Origin of the sequence: Acetomicrobium thermoterrenum DSM 13490 (assembly GCF_900107215.1) — a bacterium.
GTDB classification, from domain to species: Bacteria; Synergistota; Synergistia; order Synergistales; family Acetomicrobiaceae; genus Acetomicrobium; species Acetomicrobium thermoterrenum.
The window spans coordinates 1-17,588 of record NZ_FNPD01000007.1; the positions used below are offsets into that span (position 1 = coordinate 1).

Here is a 17,588-nt window from a genome sequence, read left to right on the forward strand (position 1 = left end):
TCCCTTATGACGTGCGGCCTCTTCGCTCAAGGCGTTATCCAAAGCCAGAGGTCCATCGATAATGCAGCCTTTTATCTGGTTTCGTCTGTTCATCTGGACCAATGCGGCTGCATCAATCGTGCAGGGCATATCGGGATTTACTACCTCTACGGCGGCCAAGGCAGCGACCTTTGGCGTTTCGACGCCCAAACAATGATAACAGTAAACGGCGTTATTTACTATCGCCGCCTTCTCCTGAAGGCCGGGGTAGGTGTTGAGTCCCCCATCTGTAAGTCCTATAACTCTATCGAAGGCAGGAACCTCGAAAAGAAACAAATGAGAGAGCAGGTTCCCGCTCCTTAAGCCCCATTCTTTATTCAATACGGCCTTAAGCAGGGTAGAAGTCTTTATGAACCCCTTCATCAAAAGATCGCCATTTCCCGATGATACGGTTTGTACGGCCTTTGCGGCCGCTTCTTCCTCGCTTTTTGCTGAAATTATCTCGAAAGAAGATATGTCTATGCTCCTTTCCTCGGCGACCCTTGCTATCCTTCCCTTATCGCCGACCAAGGTAGCCTCAACTATTCCTTCTGAATTTGCCTTTTTGACCGCCTCAAGCACTTCTCCGTCCTCTGCTGCAGCGACGACAACTCTCATAACGGTGCCTTTCTTAGCCCTATCAAAGAGAAAATCGAGACTTTTAAAGGCCAAATTAAAGCACCTCCCTTTTTCTGTAATTTTCCACGACGTCAGCATAGGAAGACGACTTTTCTTCCCCCTTCAAAACCCTCAAGGCGTTCTCCGCTAAGGACTTCATTTCATTTTCCCCAGGATATACCAAAACGGGAGCTATCCACTGTACCCTTTCCGTTACCATGGCCACGAAGTCATCGTCGTAGGCCACGCCGCCGGTCATGATAATGGCGTCGACCTTGCCCTCCAATACGGCTGAATAGGAAGCGATCTCTTTGGCCACCTGCAAAGCCATTGCGTGGTATATCAATGCAGCCCCTTCGTCTCCCGCTTCAATGCGCTTCTTCACCTCACGAACGTCATTTGTACCGAGATAACCGACGAACCCCGAAACACCTGCAAGCTTTCGACGCAGTTCCTTCACGTTATATTTGCCGCTATAGCAAAGCTTGACCAAATCGCCCGTGGGGACGGTCCCGGCACGCTCCGGGGAAAAAGGTCCGTTTTCGTTGGCATTGTTTAGATCCACCATTCTGCCGTCCCTGTGGGCGCAGATCGTAAAGCCTCCTCCTAAATGGGCCACTATAAAGCGAAGTTTACGCCAATCCCCATCCAACTCCTTGGCCGCCTTACGCACTACTGATTTCACATTTAATGTATGGGCCAAGGAATACTTGGGAAGCTCCGGAAGACCCGTGATCCTTGCGATGTCATCCAATTCATCGGTAGCTACCGAATCGGCGATGAAGGCAGGGATATTTCTGGGTTGTGCTATAGAGTGGGCCATCAGCCCTCCTAAGTTAGATGCATGCTCCCATGGTTTGCAACGCTTCAAATATTCGATCAACACCTCTTCTACCCGATAAACTCCACCAGGCATGGGCGGATCGACTATGCCTCCGCGCCCTATTACCGCATCGAGATCGTCGAAGGAATACCTTGCCTCTTTCAAGGCGTCTTCAAGGGCTTTTAATCTGAAGTCCAACTGGCTTATTACGCCATCGAACTCCGACAACTCTTCAAGGACGTGGGTTATGGTTTTTCTCCATGTTTCCACATCATCTTCATACCACGCTATCTTAGTGCTGGTAGAACCTGGATTTATGACCAATATATTAAAGGCCACAACCATCCTCCTCTCTCGATAAGGGGCAAGACATCTTCAGTGCAGCATATCTTGCCCCGAAAAACCTGATTCGCATTTACTTGTAAATGGGATATCCTTCAGAAGTTACCAGCTTGCGAAATTCTTCTCTGAGTTTCTCCGTGACAGGACCTGGCTTGCCATTGCCAATCTTTCTTCCATCTACCTCAACGACGGCAACCATTTCGGCTGCAGTACCGGTGACGAAGGCTTCATCAGCAGTGTAAACGTCATATCTCGTAAGGAAAGTCTCCTCCACGGGGTAACCCAATTTCTTGGCCAATTCTATAACGGCATTTCTCGTAACGCCGATCAAAATTCCAACAGCGGGGTGAGGGGTCTTAACTACACCGTTTTTAACCAAAAACACATTGTCGCCGGAGCCTTCCGTCAAATAACCTTCGCGGCTCATGCAGAAGCACTCTTGGGCTCCCGCAACTATCGATTCAATCTTGGCCATGATATTGGGAAGATAATTGCAGGTTTTAACTTGGGGAGGAAGCACCTCTCCGTAGTTTTTTCTCGTAGCTGCCGTAGCCGCCTTCAAGCCCTTCTGATAAAACTCCTCCGGGTAGAGGGCAATTTTATCGGCAATGCATACTACTGTCGCTTTTGGACACTTCCTTGGGTCCAAACCTAGGTCTCCCGTTCCTCTGCTCACGACCAACCTGATGTAGGCATCCTTGAGCTCATTTCTCCTGCAGGTTTCCGCGCAAACTTCCATCATTTCCTCTTTGGAGATGGGTATCTCCAGCCATATTGCCTTAGCCGAATCGTAGAGCCTGTCGATATGCTCTTCCAGCCTAAATATGCGCCCGGCGTAAGCTCTGATGCCCTCAAACACTCCGTCGCCATACAAAAAACCATGATCGTACACTGAGACCTTTGCTTCTTCCTTGGGAACATACTCTCCATTGACATATACTACAGTCATTACTCTTGTCCCTCCTTCATAATTTGTATTGCGCAATAATGCCTTTCAAATATACATATTATAATAAAGTTTGATAAAAAAGTAGCCAGAATTTAATTGTTCTTCAGCAAAGTTGCGGGTCAATGTATGCCCAAGACACAAACCTGGGCCTTCAAGAAAAGTATATTGCTAGCCATGTTCAAAGGGCAATTTATTCGCTACAATAATTTTCGACGACCATGGTCGAATATATGGCATACAAAAAGAGGGGACTGAAATTGAAGCTTTGTTATTACAACGGCGAGTTTAAATCTCTCGGAGAAATCAGCATTCCCGTAACTGACTTTCTCGTACAAAGAGGCGTAGGTGTTTTTGACACATTGAGGACCTATCGGAAAAGACCCCATGCAATGTCGATCCATTTGAAAAGGCTGGAGGAATCATCCCATGCCCTGGGAATTAAACTTCCCTTGGATATACAACAAATCATCGGGGTCATCAGAAAAGGCATTGCAATGATGGATTGCGAAGAAGTTCAAATGCGAATTTACGTCTCGGGGGGAGATGTATTTGAAGATGGCCAATTTCCCAATCCAAGATTTTTTGTCATATTTGAACCGTTGGAAAAGGCACCAAGGGAAAATTACGAACGCGGGGTGGCTCTCGCCCCCATAGATATGGACAGGCCTTTCCCGCACATAAAAAGCGTATTTTACCTCCCTGCATATGTTGGACGTAGGGACGATAAAGAGGCTTTGGAAGTTTTGTACTGTCCCGATGGAGAGATAACGGAATCTTCAAGCAGCAGCTTCTTCATGGTGATCGACGGCAGGATAGTCACAGCTCCTACAGAGAAGGTGCTCGACGGGGTAATGCGCCAAATTATCATTACACTAGCTGAAGAAAGCGGATTGAAGGTCGAGATGAGGTGCCCCCTGCTTTCCGAAGTATCAACAGCACAAGAAGCGTTCATAACGGGGAGCATCAAGGAAATACTCCCCGTAAGAAGGATTGGAAGCCAGCATCTGGCACAGGTCAATGGCCCGGTAAGTCAATACCTTCAACACCTTTATTCAGCAAAGATAGAAGATTATTTGGAATAGGATGTTACACAGATGCTTGAAGCTATAGTTATTTTTTTGGTGAACACCATAGGCCGCTTGGGGTATGTAGGGATAACGGCTTTGATGTTTTTGGAATCTTCTTTTTTCCCCTTTCCCAGCGAAGTTGTCGTGCCGCCGGCAGGCTTTTTGGCAGCCGAGGGCAAGATGTCACTGCCTGTAGTAATATTTTGCGGAGTCGCAGGAAGCTTATTAGGGGCGATATTCAACTATTATTTGGCTCTGAAACTGGGAAGATATTTTCTAATAAAATATGGCAAATATTTTTTTATCAGCGAAAAAAGCCTGAACAAAGCCGAAAACTTCTTTAAAAAGCACGGCGCCGTGAGCACATTCGTCGGAAGATTGCTGCCCGGCATCAGGCAGTACATATCGTTGCCGGCGGGTATAGCAAGGATGAGGTTGGACCTTTTTAGCTTATACACTTCACTGGGGGCCGGAATATGGGTGGTAGTGCTGGCCCTGCTCGGATATTACATAGGAAACAACAGAGAGCGGCTTCAGGAGACACTTCATTCAATTTCCGTGGCGCTTTTTTTCTTATGTGTAACGATAATAGCGATATATGTATTATGGTACAGATCTAAGGCGAAGAAGCTCAAAGACACTCGCTAATATCAACTACTCGTTCGACAAATTGCCCTTGTCCTTTCTGTGTCCACTTTCTTCCCTTCTTATACTGATCGGACTCAGGATAACTCTGGCGTCAAACTCATCCCTTTTGGGAAATTCTGCCATGTTAAAGCAACTGATCACTATATGATCGGGGATGGCCAAAACCTTATCGGGCCTGTTCTTATGTCTTCTTAAAATTTCATCCAAGGGCAGGTCGAAGTAGATGGCCACGTTAAATCTATCGGGAACGATAAAGTCGGACCTTGATGCAGGCGTCAGATTCATTCTATCCACATATACGACCTCTTTCGTGCTTGACTTCAAAGCCTCAATAGCTTTTCTGCGTATCTCCGGCTCCTTAGGTCTCAGAACCTCATATATCCTTTCGAACCCGACGCCATTTTCTTCGGGGTGCATCTGAAGAAACAAGGATTTTCTTATTTCGTCCTGGGATATCATCTCGAAACTGCGAATTTTGCGAGACAGGTATAACCCCAGGCTCGTCTTTCCGCATCCTTGAGGCCCTATCGGGATCAAAGCTACGGGCTTTGGAGCGGCTATAGCAAAGGCCTTCGCCAAAAGAGCTATCTCCAGGAATTTTCTGACCCTAATTATGTTGAATTTTTTCATCAAAACACCACCTATCCCATTGCATATCAGGAAAACAAGCACTATAATTCTCGCAGAAAAAAGCATATACAGTCAAAAGATCTCATTCCCTCAAAAAAGAGGGAATTTTTTAGTTGGGAGTTGAAATTTATATTTTAATATCGCTTATTGTAGTATTAAATTTTGCAAATAATTGTTAATACTGCAAAAAGAGGTGATACATACAAATAAGAGATTCATTTATATATTAAGCAATATAAAAACAAGTTACTAACAACCCCTTTGGGGGGGTTGTATCTCATGCCTCAAGAAGAGGTGAATTAAAGGATGGAAGATAAAGAATCAAGTCAAGAAGTTTCCCTACCGGTCAAGGTCATAGGCATCGCCTTCAATTTATAAAGGCCTACCTCAGAAGGCGACCCGAATGACCTTTACGAGGAGTACGACTCTCAAAGTACTGTAGATGCTCTGGCAAAAGAAATAGAAAGTTTTGGATTTAAGACCCTTCTCTGCGAACAAAATGAGGATCTGCCGTCGAAACTTGCAAATCAACGCCCGGACTTCATGTTCAATATTGCTGAAGGAATAGGCACAGAAAGGGGCAGAGAATCTCAAATACCCTGCCTGCTCGAATCCTTGGGGATCCCCTATAGCGGATCTGATCCCGTTTCTCTTGCAATATCTTTGGATAAATATCTCACGAATGTCGTTTTAAAAAGAGAAAACGTCCCCGTGCCATTCATGACGCTCTTCAGAAGCGAAGATGACTTGCGCAATGTTGACATGTTGTTTCAGGATAACAACGAAACTTACATCGCAAAGCCCAGATGGGAAGGCTCATCCAAAGGCGTGTTCCGCGATTCCATATGTCGAAACCCGAATGAATTGAAACGAAATGTCTTGAGGATATTCGAGCGATACAGACAACCCGCCATCATCGAAGCCTTTCTGCCCGGCATAGAGATAACAGCCGGCATCGTCGGCAACGGCAGGGATGCCCGTTTGTTGGGCATGATGAAGATTTCGGAACGAAAACCATCGGATGACGGCGTCTTTTTGTATTCTTTGGAACATAAAAGATATTGGCTGGAATGCATACTCTATGAAGGCCCTGAAGCTATAAACGAAAAGGTCCGACGTGAAGCTGCAATGATCGCTCTCGATGCATTTCATGCCTTGGAACTCAGGGATATAGCTCGCATCGACATGCAGATGGACGGACAAGGCCAACTGAGGGTCATAGATATCAACCCCTGCCGGGGCTTTCACCTTATTATAGCGACCTTCCAATTCTTTATTCCCTAAGCGGAGGCAACTATCACGACCTCATATCGCAAATTTTGCGTTCAGCCTTCAACCGCTACAGCTTGCCTTGGCTAGAGGGATAACTACTATGAGGATATTGATCGTAACTGCCAAAGAGGATACGGAAAGGCCGGATGTACTGGATACCCTGACCGTTAGATATATGGTCGCAAAGGCTCTCGCTTCTGTCGGACATAAGACGTATGTGCTCGGCGTCACCAAAAAGGATCTGAGGAGTTTTGATGTGCTGGAGAATAAGATAAAGCGTTTCCGGCCGGATTGTATATTCAATCTCTTCGAAGGATTTTCCGACGACAGCAAAAAAGAAGTATTGTTTGCGACCTTTTTGGAAAGCCTGAACATACCATTTACTGGAAACGGCTCTGCTGCCCTGCAAGCTTCCTTAGATAACTGCTCGAAGGAGGCAGGTTGCAGCTTGAGCCGCAAGAGCTTAAAAGAGAAGAGCGAAGGCATCAGTGGATGGAGGAAAAAGCGCAACCCCAAAACGCCCCTGATGCCCAACGCTCCATCCCCGCAAGCAAGGACAAATAGGCTAGCGACAAATTAGCTAAAAATTAGTTAAAAATGAATAAAGACCAAGATTCGTAAAACCGAACCTCGGTCTTTATTTGCAAAATGCCATGTCGAACCTCGGACAGGGATTGCCCCTCCCGTTAATTCACCTGACCGCTTCCCAGGGCTCAACAGGACCGGGAACGACCTTCATTAAAGGGTGAGCGTCAGGAGCTTCTATTGAACAAAGCGAGCTATACCGACTCCTATCTCTTGTCTTGAGCTTGGCCAACAAATGCTTCCATTCGTAGCAAATCTGCCCGTCGGTCACGGAAATTAGCGGACATCTTTCGACGGGCAACAGCTTATTCTCGTCGAAGCGATAGTTTCGCGCACGACCTTCAAGGAGGACGAAATGTAAATAGGCATTTATCGCGCCCACAGGATCCGGTTGAGCGCGAAAACGTGCAAGCTGGGGATGATGGACGTAACCGCGAGTCTTTCCCTCCAATACCGCCTTGGCGAGCAGCCCCTCCCGCCACAGCGCCACCAGCCCTTTGCCATCAAGATAACGGGGATGCAACGACCAGATCCTCATGGATGATTACCTATTAGACGGGCATGTAGATATGCATTTAAATTAGCGTGAGATATTGCCAAATTCATTGTCTTGTATCCATTTTATGGCATCCTCTATAGAGTAAAAAGCCCTTTTAGAGCATTGCTTTAATATTATCTTTCAATTTCATAAATCCCCTGCGAATGATATCAGCCATTAATTTTCTACGCTCATTTAAGAAGGTCGTATATTCCATTTCATACCATCTTTCGGGCAGTGCATGCATCGTATACATTTTTTGCAGTTCTTCGCCGGTAAATCTGGCCTCAACTTGAGGCACGTAATCCTTGGGTGCTTTATCCGATATGGCTATATTGTCACGCCATTCCACCAAGGCGTAGTTAGCCGTCTGATAAATAAGACGCTTCTCTCGAATGCCCATTTTCTGTAAGTATCGCCGAGGAAACAGATGATGACGTTCCAGGGCTTTCTTTTTACTTTTAATGGTTGGATCCAACAATTCAGAGACCTTCATCTTAGAGTACAACACATTGGCATCAAGAAGGCAAAGCGCTGCATAAAAGGCAAATTGGCCAGTACTGCGAGCGGCAGCTGTCTCTAATTCGTTAGGCAGGGTCACTTCCCAATAGTCTCTCGTAAAAATGGCATTTATTTGTTGATCCAGCACTTTCACAAACCCCTCAGCTGTATCGATCCCCCGTAAGAGCGCTAAATCCTGCTCCATACGACCTTCTGGAGAGCTGGTGTAACGTCCCGTAAGAGCTACCATAAAAAACCAGCGAGCCATAACTTCTCTCAGGTAATAAGGGTCTACGCAATAATCCATCTTACCGATCAACCACATTGCATATGTATAGACTATTGTCATTTCGGAGGAGAGGAGCTGACCACTTTGATAACCGGCACGCTTTAATACCTTAAAGAAATCGTGCCAATTTTGGAGATTCAAAACACAATCCTGAGCTTCTCTCAATATATCAAATTGTTTTTCTCTCTGCTCTACGGAAAACTGCCGAGTTTGCAAATCCTTCCCGCGCAGTAGCGAATATACGTGCTCTAACCTTGCTCGACGAAAACCAAGGGCGACACTAGGCCTTAACAACTGATCAGGGCTAGGGGCAAGGTAATGGTTATATGGTGATGGACGATTATCAACTGGCGGTTTTTTAGCCTGACGGCAAAACTCTTCCAGTTGTTTTCGACCATCATCCCAAAACACCGACATAAGTGTAAGAATAAAATCAGCCTGATTAAGGGGTGTACCCTTGCTATTGATGCGAACAAATATTTCTGCAACTCTATCTTCATCAACAGAAGAAGATATTTCCAACGCAGTAAGAGGATAATCTAAGAGCTTTTCTAACCGTGTGATTGAATTTGCTATTTTTGTTCTTTCTTCATCGGCAATTTCACGATTTGCTCCAAGACGATGAAAGAATTTACTTATAAATGTATAACTGCTCACTTCCGGTTTCCATATCTCGCTAATATCGGGAATCCATTCCACATCTCTTTCAATGGCAGGGTTTGTAACTTCAAATCCTTCTTCTATGGGGTTAAAGGCAATACGAATACGAGCATGACGAAAATCTTTACTTACAATAGGAACTGCCTTAGTTACTGTATATAATGAAGCCAATCGTTGTTGGCCGTCTACTATTAACAAACGAGGGGCTTTTTGCTTTTGGCCAGTTCCTATGACTTTATGTTCACCGGGGAAGCCATTCTCCCAAAATAAAAAATAACCTATCGGATAACCACGATACATTGAGTCAAATAAGTCCCGCACTTTGCTGCTTGGCCAAACAAACGGTCTTTGGATATCAGGTAGTCCAATCTCCCCTATATCGATATCCTCCACAAGCTTTTTGAGGGTATAATCGACCTTTTTAAAAACAACATCAGGCATATTAACACATCCTTTATTCTATTAATTTTGCTAGTTAGCCTTGCCTATTACCAAAAAATCTTGACCAATTCCAACTGAGAAAGCATCGAGGCGCTCTGAGGCCTTGACCAATTGACCAGATGACACTGGGTTTATCCGAAAGGGAAATAAACTTGGCAAGTTAAGTATGGTATCCAACATCAACGGGCCCCCTTGGTGGACATGCAAAAAAGCCTCGACCAGCCAAGCAATAACCCTTATGTCATTAATGGCAAATGAAAGTCCGGGGACATAAATCCCCCTATTTGCAGTTCTCCTAAGCAGACCCCAATCGGCAAGGCTAAGAAATATCTTTTGTACAGCCAGAGATACCGTATCTCGTTCTCCATATTGCTCGCTAATGCGACGTTGCACTTGGCCGACTGACGTTATACCTTGAAGTCTCAGCTGCCTTCCTATATGCATTGCCACAGCACTCCAAAAAGGATATGCTGCCATGGTCATACCCCAATGAATTATTACATGCTCTTCACGAGGGATATGCGATAAAATTTCCAGGCCATTGTCTCTAAGACAAATCAGATCGATGGGAGGACGAACCCATATTTTCCTTAAAATAGCAATAGTTTTTTTCCTACTGCCACCTTTAACGTTTTTACCACCATAGAGCTTATTGTCTAGCAACCTTTGAAGGGCATCATAAATGGATGACTCGTCGTTTCCGGCAAGGACTAAATTAGCTGTTCTTTCCAGCCACTCTAGGCGTATCAGCCTACTAAAACCAATTTGCGAAAATCTTTTTTGTGACGTTAGCTGGCCGTTATGTGGCACAAACTCACCCCCATGAAAGGATCCGCTCGTTTTATGCTCGTTCAACCTCGATAAATGGGGCTATAACTTCCTCGATGCTAATGCCACCATGACTTACAATCACATCGTCCTTTCGAATAAAGGCTGCCCTACTTGGTGCAATTAAAGCATAATAATCTTCTGGGAGGCCGATAGACGGCCATTCCAGTGAATCGGGAAATGACATTTTGCACTTTGTTCTTAAACTTGGATCGGAATATATACGAACACGCCCCCCCCGCAATTCTGCGGTTACCCCTTCATTAGGACAACCAATTCCCTTGGCCTCGATGTTCCCATGATCTGATGTAATATATACTCTAAAACCACTATCTATTAAAATGCTCAAAAGGTCTCTCATGAATCCCTGCTTAGTCCATTGCCAAATCTGATTATGCATGCCGGCAGCACCTAACTGCATTCCATGCATTATCCGATCAATCTTATCTACGACCAAACCAGCTACTCGTAATCGATCTTGTTTTAGAACCTCATAATGTTTACTAGATATTTCATTACCTAACCCTCTGATGTAAGCTATATCATTGGCACTAAGTCCTTGCTCTGCCCAGAATTGAGCCCAAAGATTCGATTCTCTATCAGTCGTTCGAATGTTTGTCGGAAAGAACATGGGAGGTTTCCCAGCAAATGCCGCTTGTCGAGATACCGACGTTAAAGTTGGTACCCACGCAAAAACCGCAGACTCCCTAAACTGCAATCTTGAATCCAACTCTTTTAAGACATTACGTAATGTTATCCATTGATCTAAAGCAAGGCCATCGATTAACAAAAAAGCTATTTTAGTGCGCTTATCCCCTGCTAGATTTCGCGCAAGGAATCTAGGAATACGATGTAACATTACTGAAGTACCACGCTTGTTAATGGGTATCTGATCAATAGTTTCAGGAGATTATATGCACTGCATATCATCTTCCACTCGCAGCTGCATGCTTCTAACCCCCTACGCATGAACCTGTTAAACCAAGCACTTCCTTGATATGTCCAAAGACAGGTTTCATTGTGGCACTGCGTTTCTTACACAGTTTTCTGCCCTCAGGAGTCAAAAGCTTATACTCCATGGTGGAAACTGTAGTAAGAGGCAAGGGTATATTATCTTGCTGGACTTGCTGATCTCCATGATCCTGCTGTCAGGGTTGGTGATATTGGCCTTTATCTTTGTTCCATCTACGGAAACTGTACTGACATTGCAAAGTCCTGATTCGCAGCATACAGTTAAAACCTGAATAAACAGGCCTGCAAGTTCTGTGGCAAAGTTCTTACGAAAACGGCTTATGGTAGTATGGTCCGGATGATGGTCATCGGATATGATTTTAAAGGGCACGCTTTCAATACAAAGCTGTTTTATCTTTCTGCTTGATCTAACGCCAGTGCAGTATGAGTAAAAATACAAAGCTGTCATTGTGGACGGATTATAGGCGACTCTTCCCTCTTCTTTCGGATTGTAGCGTTTATAGAAAGGAATGAGGTCAAGATGTGAAACTATCTCCATTATGAACCAGAGGAGATGATTTCCCGGTAGGCAGTCTCTCATATCAGGCGGTAAAAGGTACATTTGATCTCTGTCGCTACTTATAAAGTTATATGCCATAAAGGTCCACCTCAGCCATTTTTGTAGTGATTTGATTCTTAGATTATTATAATGTATTTTGTCTGCGGATAACTTTATTCAGCAACATTTATGCAACAGGTTCTTAAATCTTTTTATAACATCCTCCACATATGTATAATACTCGTCACGAAATGGTCTGCATCTAACCAAGAAACCTGCGCTTCCGCGATATTGCACTAACATCTTATCAATAGCAAACCACGCACGACCAACAGGCTCATTGTCATGTTGCGCCTTCGGTTGACCTGGCTTTAGACTGAAACTTATTCCTGCTGCTTTTAACTCCTCATACAAACGCCATTCCGGTTCTGTTTCCAAGAAAAGTTCAGATAACTCTTTTGCTCTTTGCAGGCCAAGATACGATGACCACCGATTTCGAGAAACACGCACACCTTGTCCATTTGGTCCTTTATTCTCAATTGGCTTCTTAAACTCCACGACTTCACCAAGATAGTATACAACCTGATATTGATTCTTATTATGACTTGTACTCCACGGGGTTTGGATATCTTTTCGTCTCAAAACTCCGATTCTTTCTACTGGTGCAATATGGGTGATCGCACCAGGATTTCGCAATGATGATGGGGAGTATATTGCGACCCAACGCACAGCAAACTGTCTCCTCTGAGTTGGGGTGAGAGGTGTATAGTAGCATTGCTGAGAACAAATCCATTCAAGATGCTGTTTTGGATTATTTGGCCTTAGCACAGCTATCATTACTATCTCTTTTGCAGCTTCTCTCCAAGAACGCAACTGTTCATGAGCACTATGAGGAATTGAACGTTCGGCTATCGACCAACCACCTCTACGAAGAAGCTCGCTCAGCCATTTTTCAAGATAGCGTGTTTCATTCGGAAGAAACGGAATAGCTCCTATACCAAGTCGCTCTAAAGAAGTCCAAAAACGACTGTTAGAAAATTGATCATCTTTGTCTACATAAGGGAAGAGTGCTGCTCCTTCTACCACGCTATGTTTGAGCCTTTCTGATCTGGGGCCTTCTGAGCTTGTTTCTTCAAGAATAGCATCTCGGTAGCGATGAAGAACGTTGATGGCGTCTTGTGGTGGCCCTGGTGAACCAAATTGAGACACATAGTCGGGAGAAATTTCTATCCTATATTTAGCATCTAAAACAAGCCTCATGGTGGGCCAATTGGGGTCCTTTAATGTCAAAACTATATCTGGCTGTTGAGGAAGGAGATAGGCTGCCTTAGTAAACTTTGGGTTATATGTAACTTCGATAGTACTGGAATTATTTACTTCAAAGCGGACTGTAGATTTGTATCCACGTTTAAGCTGTACCCTAAGGCCATCGCGATCCAAAATTAGCAACCGATCAACTGGGATTTGTTTTCCAAGCAATTTAGAAATAAGGCGAACGAGGGCTAAATAACACCAATATTCGTATAAGAGATAAATATCTTTAACGGAAAGTTCAATCGGCCCCCCTAATACACGAAGCCCTCGAAGCAGAATTAGACATGCACGATAAGCCTCACGATATCCCGGAGCCGTCTGTAAAGTGAGCGAAGCAAAACCTGCGGGGGGTAATCCAGCAGCTGCTACAATGGGCTCAATTTCCTGAAGGCGTGCAATCCGATTCTCAAACGTAGCAATTTCCTCAAGAATCCTTTTATCTTTATCAGTAATGGTCTGATTGCCCTTATGTTTTAACAAAATTCTTTTCTTTTCTTCAGTGTTAATGTGCGCCAGTTGTCTACGTATTCTCTCAATTTGTAAAGCAAGCCATCTATGTTCCGATGTGTCTAATGTTGGGCAAGATCGCCGTTCGGGGAGCTTGCATTTTATCGGGGCTCCGAAGCTGGTTCGCAATCTGGGACCAGAGCCCTTGCCCTGGACAACGGCACGTAGAACAGTAGAATCAGGTTTATGTATGAGATGGACTCTAGTTGAAAGGAGCTTCCTCGAGGGACCACGATGTGGATGCTGTTCAATATAGCGTAAACTAAGTTCTAATTTATCGATGACATAACGCAAGAGCGTAAGCCATTCAAGACGCGTGGAGTCTCGAGTGTTCACTGCAAAGCCTAATTGAAATGTGGATTGAAGGTATTCTAAAACTAGCGCTGTTAGTATATCTTGAACGTCAGCAATGAGTGTCTCATAATCAGAGGTATAGTCAAGCTTGCTAGGAAAGATTTCAACCTCAAAGTCAAATTCTGGTTTCCCGCCAACAAGAACCGTAAAGCGGCTACGTCCTACTTGACCTTTAAAGTTAATTATGCCGTAGACTATTCTGTTCTCCTCAGTTTTATTGAGACCCCGCAATATTGTCGGATCGCAATGTCTTAATTCCACCCGATCAGCGGTCTTACTCTTTAGAAAGATATTATAATTCGTCTCTTCATACAGACGCGGCCCAATTTGCAAATATGGATTGTCAGCTACCTGGGGTGGGACTTCATTACGCCAAGTATTACTGCCAAAGGTAGCATTAGGCCGACATAGAGAAATGACTAATCGGCCTAATGGGGCTTGCGCTCCCCATATAGTATTTGCAGGATTCCCTTTGGGGCCACTCCAGCTAAGATCAGCTTTGTCAGTTTCTATGTGAAAAAGTTCTTCCATAGTTTTAACTATAACCAATATGAGGTATACCCATCTTCGACTAAACGCCCCCACATCAAACATAACCTAGCAGCCAATCGAGGGTATCGGGCATCATTAATTGCATTAGTACGGTTTGCCCCTTCCCAGTTCTCTAATATAGGCCATGCATCCTCATCAGTTGCAAGTGGTTCACCTGTCATTGCCCATCCGAGCATGCCTAATATGACTCGTCGGATTGCACTGCTACCTCCAACTATTCTGGGTAGGATTTTCATTTCAAGCGCCAAGTCAAGAGGATCCACTCTCTCATTGTTCCTCCCCTTGAAAGATTCTTGGATTTCCAATGCATTAATAAGGAAGAGAGCAACTTCGTCTCGAATCCTATAACCAACCTGTAACTGCGCCAAAGCGAGATATTTATTTATATCTTTAAGTGCCTCGATAGCCCTTGCAATCTCTTTCTCTTCCTCATTTTTCAGGTTATTTAACTCTGATAATCTTAAAGCTCTGGGATACCACTTTGAAATAGGCCAATAATTCCTCGTAATCCCTGAATCTACCTGCGTGGCCGTTATTTGAGGTTTTTTCCAGAGATCAAGATAAACATCCGAGAGTTCAATTGTAAAGGCACGGTCTAGGACTTTGCGACTAAAACTATGAGAACTCTCATCCATATTGACAGTCCCCACCAAACAGAGGTTTGATGGTAAGATGACCTTGCTCCACTCAACATCTTTCTTATTATTAATGGACTGCAAAAGCAAAGGATCACTATCATAGCCTAATTCCGGAGTACCATGCCTACATTCAATCTTACTAAGAACCTCTGCAAAATAATGTTCAACCCTAGCTAAGTTCATTTCATCAATAATGCATGTCCAAAGGGTATTTCTATCGTTCATAGCTTCACGAGCTATTTCGAGGAGTACACCTGGACGAAAATCTCCTTGTAAATCAACATAACCAAGAATATCCGAACTATCAGTCCAGTCTGGACGAACTGGTATAAGCCTGCTTTTTCCAGAAATCGCCTCTGCAACAAGTGCCGGCAACTTAGATTTTCCAGTTCCAGAAATACCTGCCAAGATCATGAAAGGTTTGGTACGAACTGCAGTAACGTATTGAGCTATCTGCCATGGTTCATAAACAAATCCATTACTTTGGATATGGGATATAATGTTTTCAATTACGGAATACGCATTAATTGGTTTAGTAGATACGTTAGGTACTGGACCAAATTTTTTGAGTTCCTTTTCAATAAACTCATCTATGCTTCCAAAATCCTTTTCTATCGTTTGAACTTTTGCTGCTGAAATTCTTGTAAAGCCTCTATAGGACTTATTTAAATATTGTGATAAACTCTGAACTGGAATTTCTATTTTTTCAGGCCTAGAAAGGAAATACATAAACTCCCAAGTGTGTCCATCGGAGTCTGACCCCCATAAAGCCTGTGCACATTTTTCATTTCTACACTTCTTTAATATCTTTGCAACATAATGATATGTATTGTCATACACGCATAGTACATAATCATCTGGTTTTAATTCGTTCCAAAGCCTTTCGTTGCTGGGCCCAGGCATTGCACCCCAAGCATAAATGCCATGTCTACTATTAATTAACCGCAGTTCTTCTTGATCCTCAGACTCAAAAAATTTTATGATTTTTTCTAAATTAATCGGATTTTTTATAGATATTTCTAAATGTTGTCTTGCTTCTGAATTACCAGCAGTAAAAATGAATATCTGCTTTTCCATCAGGCTCACTCCGCTTGATACTCTGTATACTTTTTCGCACTACCCCTAACAAGTTTAACTGGATATTTACTCGTATTTATATCAATTTTTAGATATGCTACATCAATAATATCTATATTTAACTTATCAGCTAACATTACAAGATAAATGAAAATATCTGCAATTTCTTCCTCTACTTGCTTGTGAATAGGTTCTGATAATTTTTTGCTTTGATCTTCAGTCAGCCATTGGAATTGCTCAACTAATTCACCCACTTCAGCAGTTAAAGCCATTGCTAAATTCTTAGGAGAATGGAACTTGTCCCAATCTCTTTCTTCGACAAAGCGTCTCAGTCTTTCCTTAAGATCAAATAACGATTTGTCATTCATAAGTTATTCACCCTTTTCATTTCCAATTTCCTCCAAAGCTTACTTTTATTTATTACTTCATTATATAATGTAATCTCGCACCAAGCGATAGAAGATGAACAGCAGGATAAAGATAAAAAAGTTTAGACAACCAGAATCAAGACAAATAAGATGACCTCTTATATGTAGCAAACTTCAGAAAAGTATAACTGCATAGATCTATAGTTAACAAGTAAATTTAACAATATTCAAAAAATGTACCACTTTCATGAATGCCAACAAGTTATCACCTAACACATTCTACGTCTCCATTTATATATTGATTGTAATTTACAATTACCTATATCCAATGTCAAGATAATATAAAAAAGCAATAACTGAACATTAGAATTGAATTTTATCTTGTGCGTGCAGTGGGATCTGTTCCTGCTAAATATTTTTACGGCTTTTCGATCTACATCACACAATGACTGATGGTGTATCTAAGTAATCAAGTAACCACCCGACTTTATCAGTCAACTTCAAAATTTTCTCATCGCTACGGAATTGTTAAATCCATAACGTGCAAAGTTGCCCCTAAAACTTTAGGTTATAGCCGTTTGATTAGGCTTAATTTATTGTTGCTTCTGCGCTTTTATGACATTTATTATCCCTGCCAAGACATCAAGGCGAGTTAGCGGCTCGCCGATCGTTTGAGCGACCTTTAAACATTCGCCGAGCTGTCCTGCCCGGGCCATAGTCATAGCAATCATAGACAGCCTACCTGATCTGAAATCGGCGTCTGCAATCCTTTGAGCTGCTTGCAGCGCCCGATCGTACTGCCCGGCTGATGCCATCGCTTCTGCAAGGAGGGAAAACACATAAATCCCGGATTGTTCGCTTTTGTTTTCGTTAATGATACCTTCGGCTATCTGTAAGGCCTTGTCGAACTGTTTGACCTGTGCAAAGGCTTGAGTAACAACAGAAAACGAAAAATTGCGTTCATATTTCATATCCGGCTTTTATGCCCTCGGCAACTATCAATTCTTAAAGGGTATTGACTTTTTGAAAGAGGCGTAATATAATGATCACAAACAATCA

Annotated in this window: 17 protein-coding genes; 4 read left to right on the plus strand and 13 right to left on the minus strand. The window is 43.4% G+C overall.

Features of this window, described 5'->3' with window-relative positions; genetic code table 11:
- From BLU12_RS06350 to ilvE, 3 genes are all read right to left on the minus strand, one after another.
- Positions 1 to 690, minus strand: a 690-nt coding sequence (locus BLU12_RS06350) for a phosphate acyltransferase (RefSeq protein WP_234945517.1), incomplete at its 3' end; no start/stop codon positions are given.
- A gap of 1 nt (position 691) precedes the next feature.
- The gene (gene buk, locus BLU12_RS06355) at positions 692 to 1,804 is read right to left on the minus strand and encodes a butyrate kinase (RefSeq protein WP_091461452.1); all 1,113 of its coding nucleotides are present in this window, start codon (positions 1,802 to 1,804) and stop codon (positions 692 to 694) included.
- A 70-nt stretch (positions 1,805 to 1,874) separates the two neighbouring features.
- Positions 1,875 to 2,750, minus strand: coding sequence for a branched-chain-amino-acid transaminase (gene ilvE / locus BLU12_RS06360; RefSeq protein ID WP_091461454.1), 876 nt, complete (start codon positions 2,748 to 2,750; stop codon positions 1,875 to 1,877).
- A gap of 257 nt (positions 2,751 to 3,007) precedes the next feature.
- On the opposite strand from ilvE, the gene BLU12_RS06365 reads away from it, so the two are divergent.
- Positions 3,008 to 3,832: an aminotransferase class IV gene (locus BLU12_RS06365; protein WP_234945519.1), complete on the plus strand. Its 825-nt coding sequence runs from the start codon at positions 3,008 to 3,010 to the stop codon at positions 3,830 to 3,832.
- Positions 3,833 to 3,844: 12 nt separating this feature from the next.
- Complete coding sequence (locus BLU12_RS06370; protein ID WP_091461457.1) at positions 3,845 to 4,465, plus strand: DedA family protein; 621 nt, start codon at positions 3,845 to 3,847, stop codon at positions 4,463 to 4,465.
- Between the two features lie 6 nt (positions 4,466 to 4,471).
- On the opposite strand, the gene BLU12_RS06375 is transcribed toward BLU12_RS06370, so the two are convergent.
- Positions 4,472 to 5,095 (minus strand): ATP-binding protein, encoded by a 624-nt coding sequence (locus BLU12_RS06375; protein WP_091461459.1) that lies wholly within the window; start codon positions 5,093 to 5,095, stop codon positions 4,472 to 4,474.
- Positions 5,096 to 5,638: 543 nt separating this feature from the next.
- Here BLU12_RS06375 and BLU12_RS06380 point away from each other — a divergent pair.
- Positions 5,639 to 6,379, plus strand: coding sequence for a D-alanine--D-alanine ligase family protein (locus BLU12_RS06380; protein WP_234945520.1), 741 nt, complete (start codon positions 5,639 to 5,641; stop codon positions 6,377 to 6,379).
- Positions 6,380 to 6,467: 88 nt separating this feature from the next.
- Positions 6,468 to 6,947 (plus strand): D-alanine--D-alanine ligase family protein, encoded by a 480-nt coding sequence (locus BLU12_RS06385; protein ID WP_234945521.1) that lies wholly within the window; start codon positions 6,468 to 6,470, stop codon positions 6,945 to 6,947.
- Between the two features lie 111 nt (positions 6,948 to 7,058).
- On the opposite strand, the gene BLU12_RS06390 is transcribed toward BLU12_RS06385, so the two are convergent.
- The 9 genes from BLU12_RS06390 to BLU12_RS06430 all read right to left on the minus strand — a co-directional run bounded on the left by BLU12_RS06390 (position 7,059) and on the right by BLU12_RS06430 (position 17,500).
- Positions 7,059 to 7,490, minus strand: a complete 432-nt coding sequence (locus BLU12_RS06390; RefSeq protein ID WP_091461460.1) for a pyrimidine dimer DNA glycosylase/endonuclease V — start codon at positions 7,488 to 7,490, stop codon at positions 7,059 to 7,061.
- Between the two features lie 115 nt (positions 7,491 to 7,605).
- The gene (locus BLU12_RS06395; protein WP_091461462.1) at positions 7,606 to 9,381 is read right to left on the minus strand and encodes a GmrSD restriction endonuclease domain-containing protein; all 1,776 of its coding nucleotides are present in this window, start codon (positions 9,379 to 9,381) and stop codon (positions 7,606 to 7,608) included.
- Between the two features lie 30 nt (positions 9,382 to 9,411).
- Positions 9,412 to 10,191: a hypothetical protein gene (locus BLU12_RS06400; RefSeq protein ID WP_091461464.1), complete on the minus strand. Its 780-nt coding sequence runs from the start codon at positions 10,189 to 10,191 to the stop codon at positions 9,412 to 9,414.
- Between the two features lie 31 nt (positions 10,192 to 10,222).
- On the minus strand, positions 10,223 to 11,068 hold the full coding sequence (gene pglZ, locus BLU12_RS06405) for a BREX-3 system phosphatase PglZ (RefSeq protein ID WP_234945522.1): 846 nt from the start codon (positions 11,066 to 11,068) through the stop codon (positions 10,223 to 10,225).
- A 201-nt stretch (positions 11,069 to 11,269) separates the two neighbouring features.
- Positions 11,270 to 11,818 (minus strand): transposase, encoded by a 549-nt coding sequence (locus BLU12_RS06410; RefSeq protein ID WP_091461466.1) that lies wholly within the window; start codon positions 11,816 to 11,818, stop codon positions 11,270 to 11,272.
- Positions 11,819 to 11,896: 78 nt separating this feature from the next.
- Positions 11,897 to 14,443 carry a DUF2357 domain-containing protein gene (locus BLU12_RS06415; protein ID WP_159428512.1) on the minus strand — a complete coding sequence of 849 codons (2,547 nt, stop codon included), beginning with the start codon at positions 14,441 to 14,443 and terminating at the stop codon, positions 11,897 to 11,899.
- Positions 14,434 to 16,161, minus strand: a complete 1,728-nt coding sequence (locus tag BLU12_RS06420) for an McrB family protein (protein ID WP_091461469.1) — start codon at positions 16,159 to 16,161, stop codon at positions 14,434 to 14,436. Before BLU12_RS06420 ends, BLU12_RS06415 begins: the two co-directional genes overlap by 10 nt.
- Positions 16,162 to 16,166: 5 nt before the next feature.
- Positions 16,167 to 16,529, minus strand: a complete 363-nt coding sequence (locus tag BLU12_RS06425) for a nucleotide pyrophosphohydrolase (RefSeq protein WP_091461471.1) — start codon at positions 16,527 to 16,529, stop codon at positions 16,167 to 16,169.
- Positions 16,530 to 17,122: 593 nt separating this feature from the next.
- Positions 17,123 to 17,500, minus strand: coding sequence for a hypothetical protein (locus tag BLU12_RS06430; RefSeq protein ID WP_091461472.1), 378 nt, complete (start codon positions 17,498 to 17,500; stop codon positions 17,123 to 17,125).
- Positions 17,501 to 17,588 lie beyond the last annotated feature (88 nt).

Coding starts and splice junctions, on each gene's coding strand:
- buk (WP_091461452.1), bottom strand. CDS start 1,804: ATGGTTGTGGCCTTTAATATATTGGTCATAAATCCAGGTTCTACCAGC.
- ilvE (WP_091461454.1), bottom strand. CDS start 2,750: ATGACTGTAGTATATGTCAATGGAGAGTATGTTCCCAAGGAAGAAGCA.
- BLU12_RS06370 (WP_091461457.1), top strand. CDS start 3,845: ATGCTTGAAGCTATAGTTATTTTTTTGGTGAACACCATAGGCCGCTTG.
- BLU12_RS06375 (WP_091461459.1), bottom strand. CDS start 5,095: ATGAAAAAATTCAACATAATTAGGGTCAGAAAATTCCTGGAGATAGCT.
- BLU12_RS06380 (WP_234945520.1), top strand. CDS start 5,639: ATGTTCAATATTGCTGAAGGAATAGGCACAGAAAGGGGCAGAGAATCT.
- BLU12_RS06385 (WP_234945521.1), top strand. CDS start 6,468: ATGAGGATATTGATCGTAACTGCCAAAGAGGATACGGAAAGGCCGGAT.
- BLU12_RS06390 (WP_091461460.1), bottom strand. CDS start 7,490: ATGAGGATCTGGTCGTTGCATCCCCGTTATCTTGATGGCAAAGGGCTG.
- BLU12_RS06395 (WP_091461462.1), bottom strand. CDS start 9,381: ATGCCTGATGTTGTTTTTAAAAAGGTCGATTATACCCTCAAAAAGCTT.
- pglZ (WP_234945522.1), bottom strand. CDS start 11,068: ATGTTACATCGTATTCCTAGATTCCTTGCGCGAAATCTAGCAGGGGAT.
- BLU12_RS06410 (WP_091461466.1), bottom strand. CDS start 11,818: ATGGCATATAACTTTATAAGTAGCGACAGAGATCAAATGTACCTTTTA.
- BLU12_RS06420 (WP_091461469.1), bottom strand. CDS start 16,161: ATGGAAAAGCAGATATTCATTTTTACTGCTGGTAATTCAGAAGCAAGA.
- BLU12_RS06425 (WP_091461471.1), bottom strand. CDS start 16,529: ATGAATGACAAATCGTTATTTGATCTTAAGGAAAGACTGAGACGCTTT.
- BLU12_RS06430 (WP_091461472.1), bottom strand. CDS start 17,500: ATGAAATATGAACGCAATTTTTCGTTTTCTGTTGTTACTCAAGCCTTT.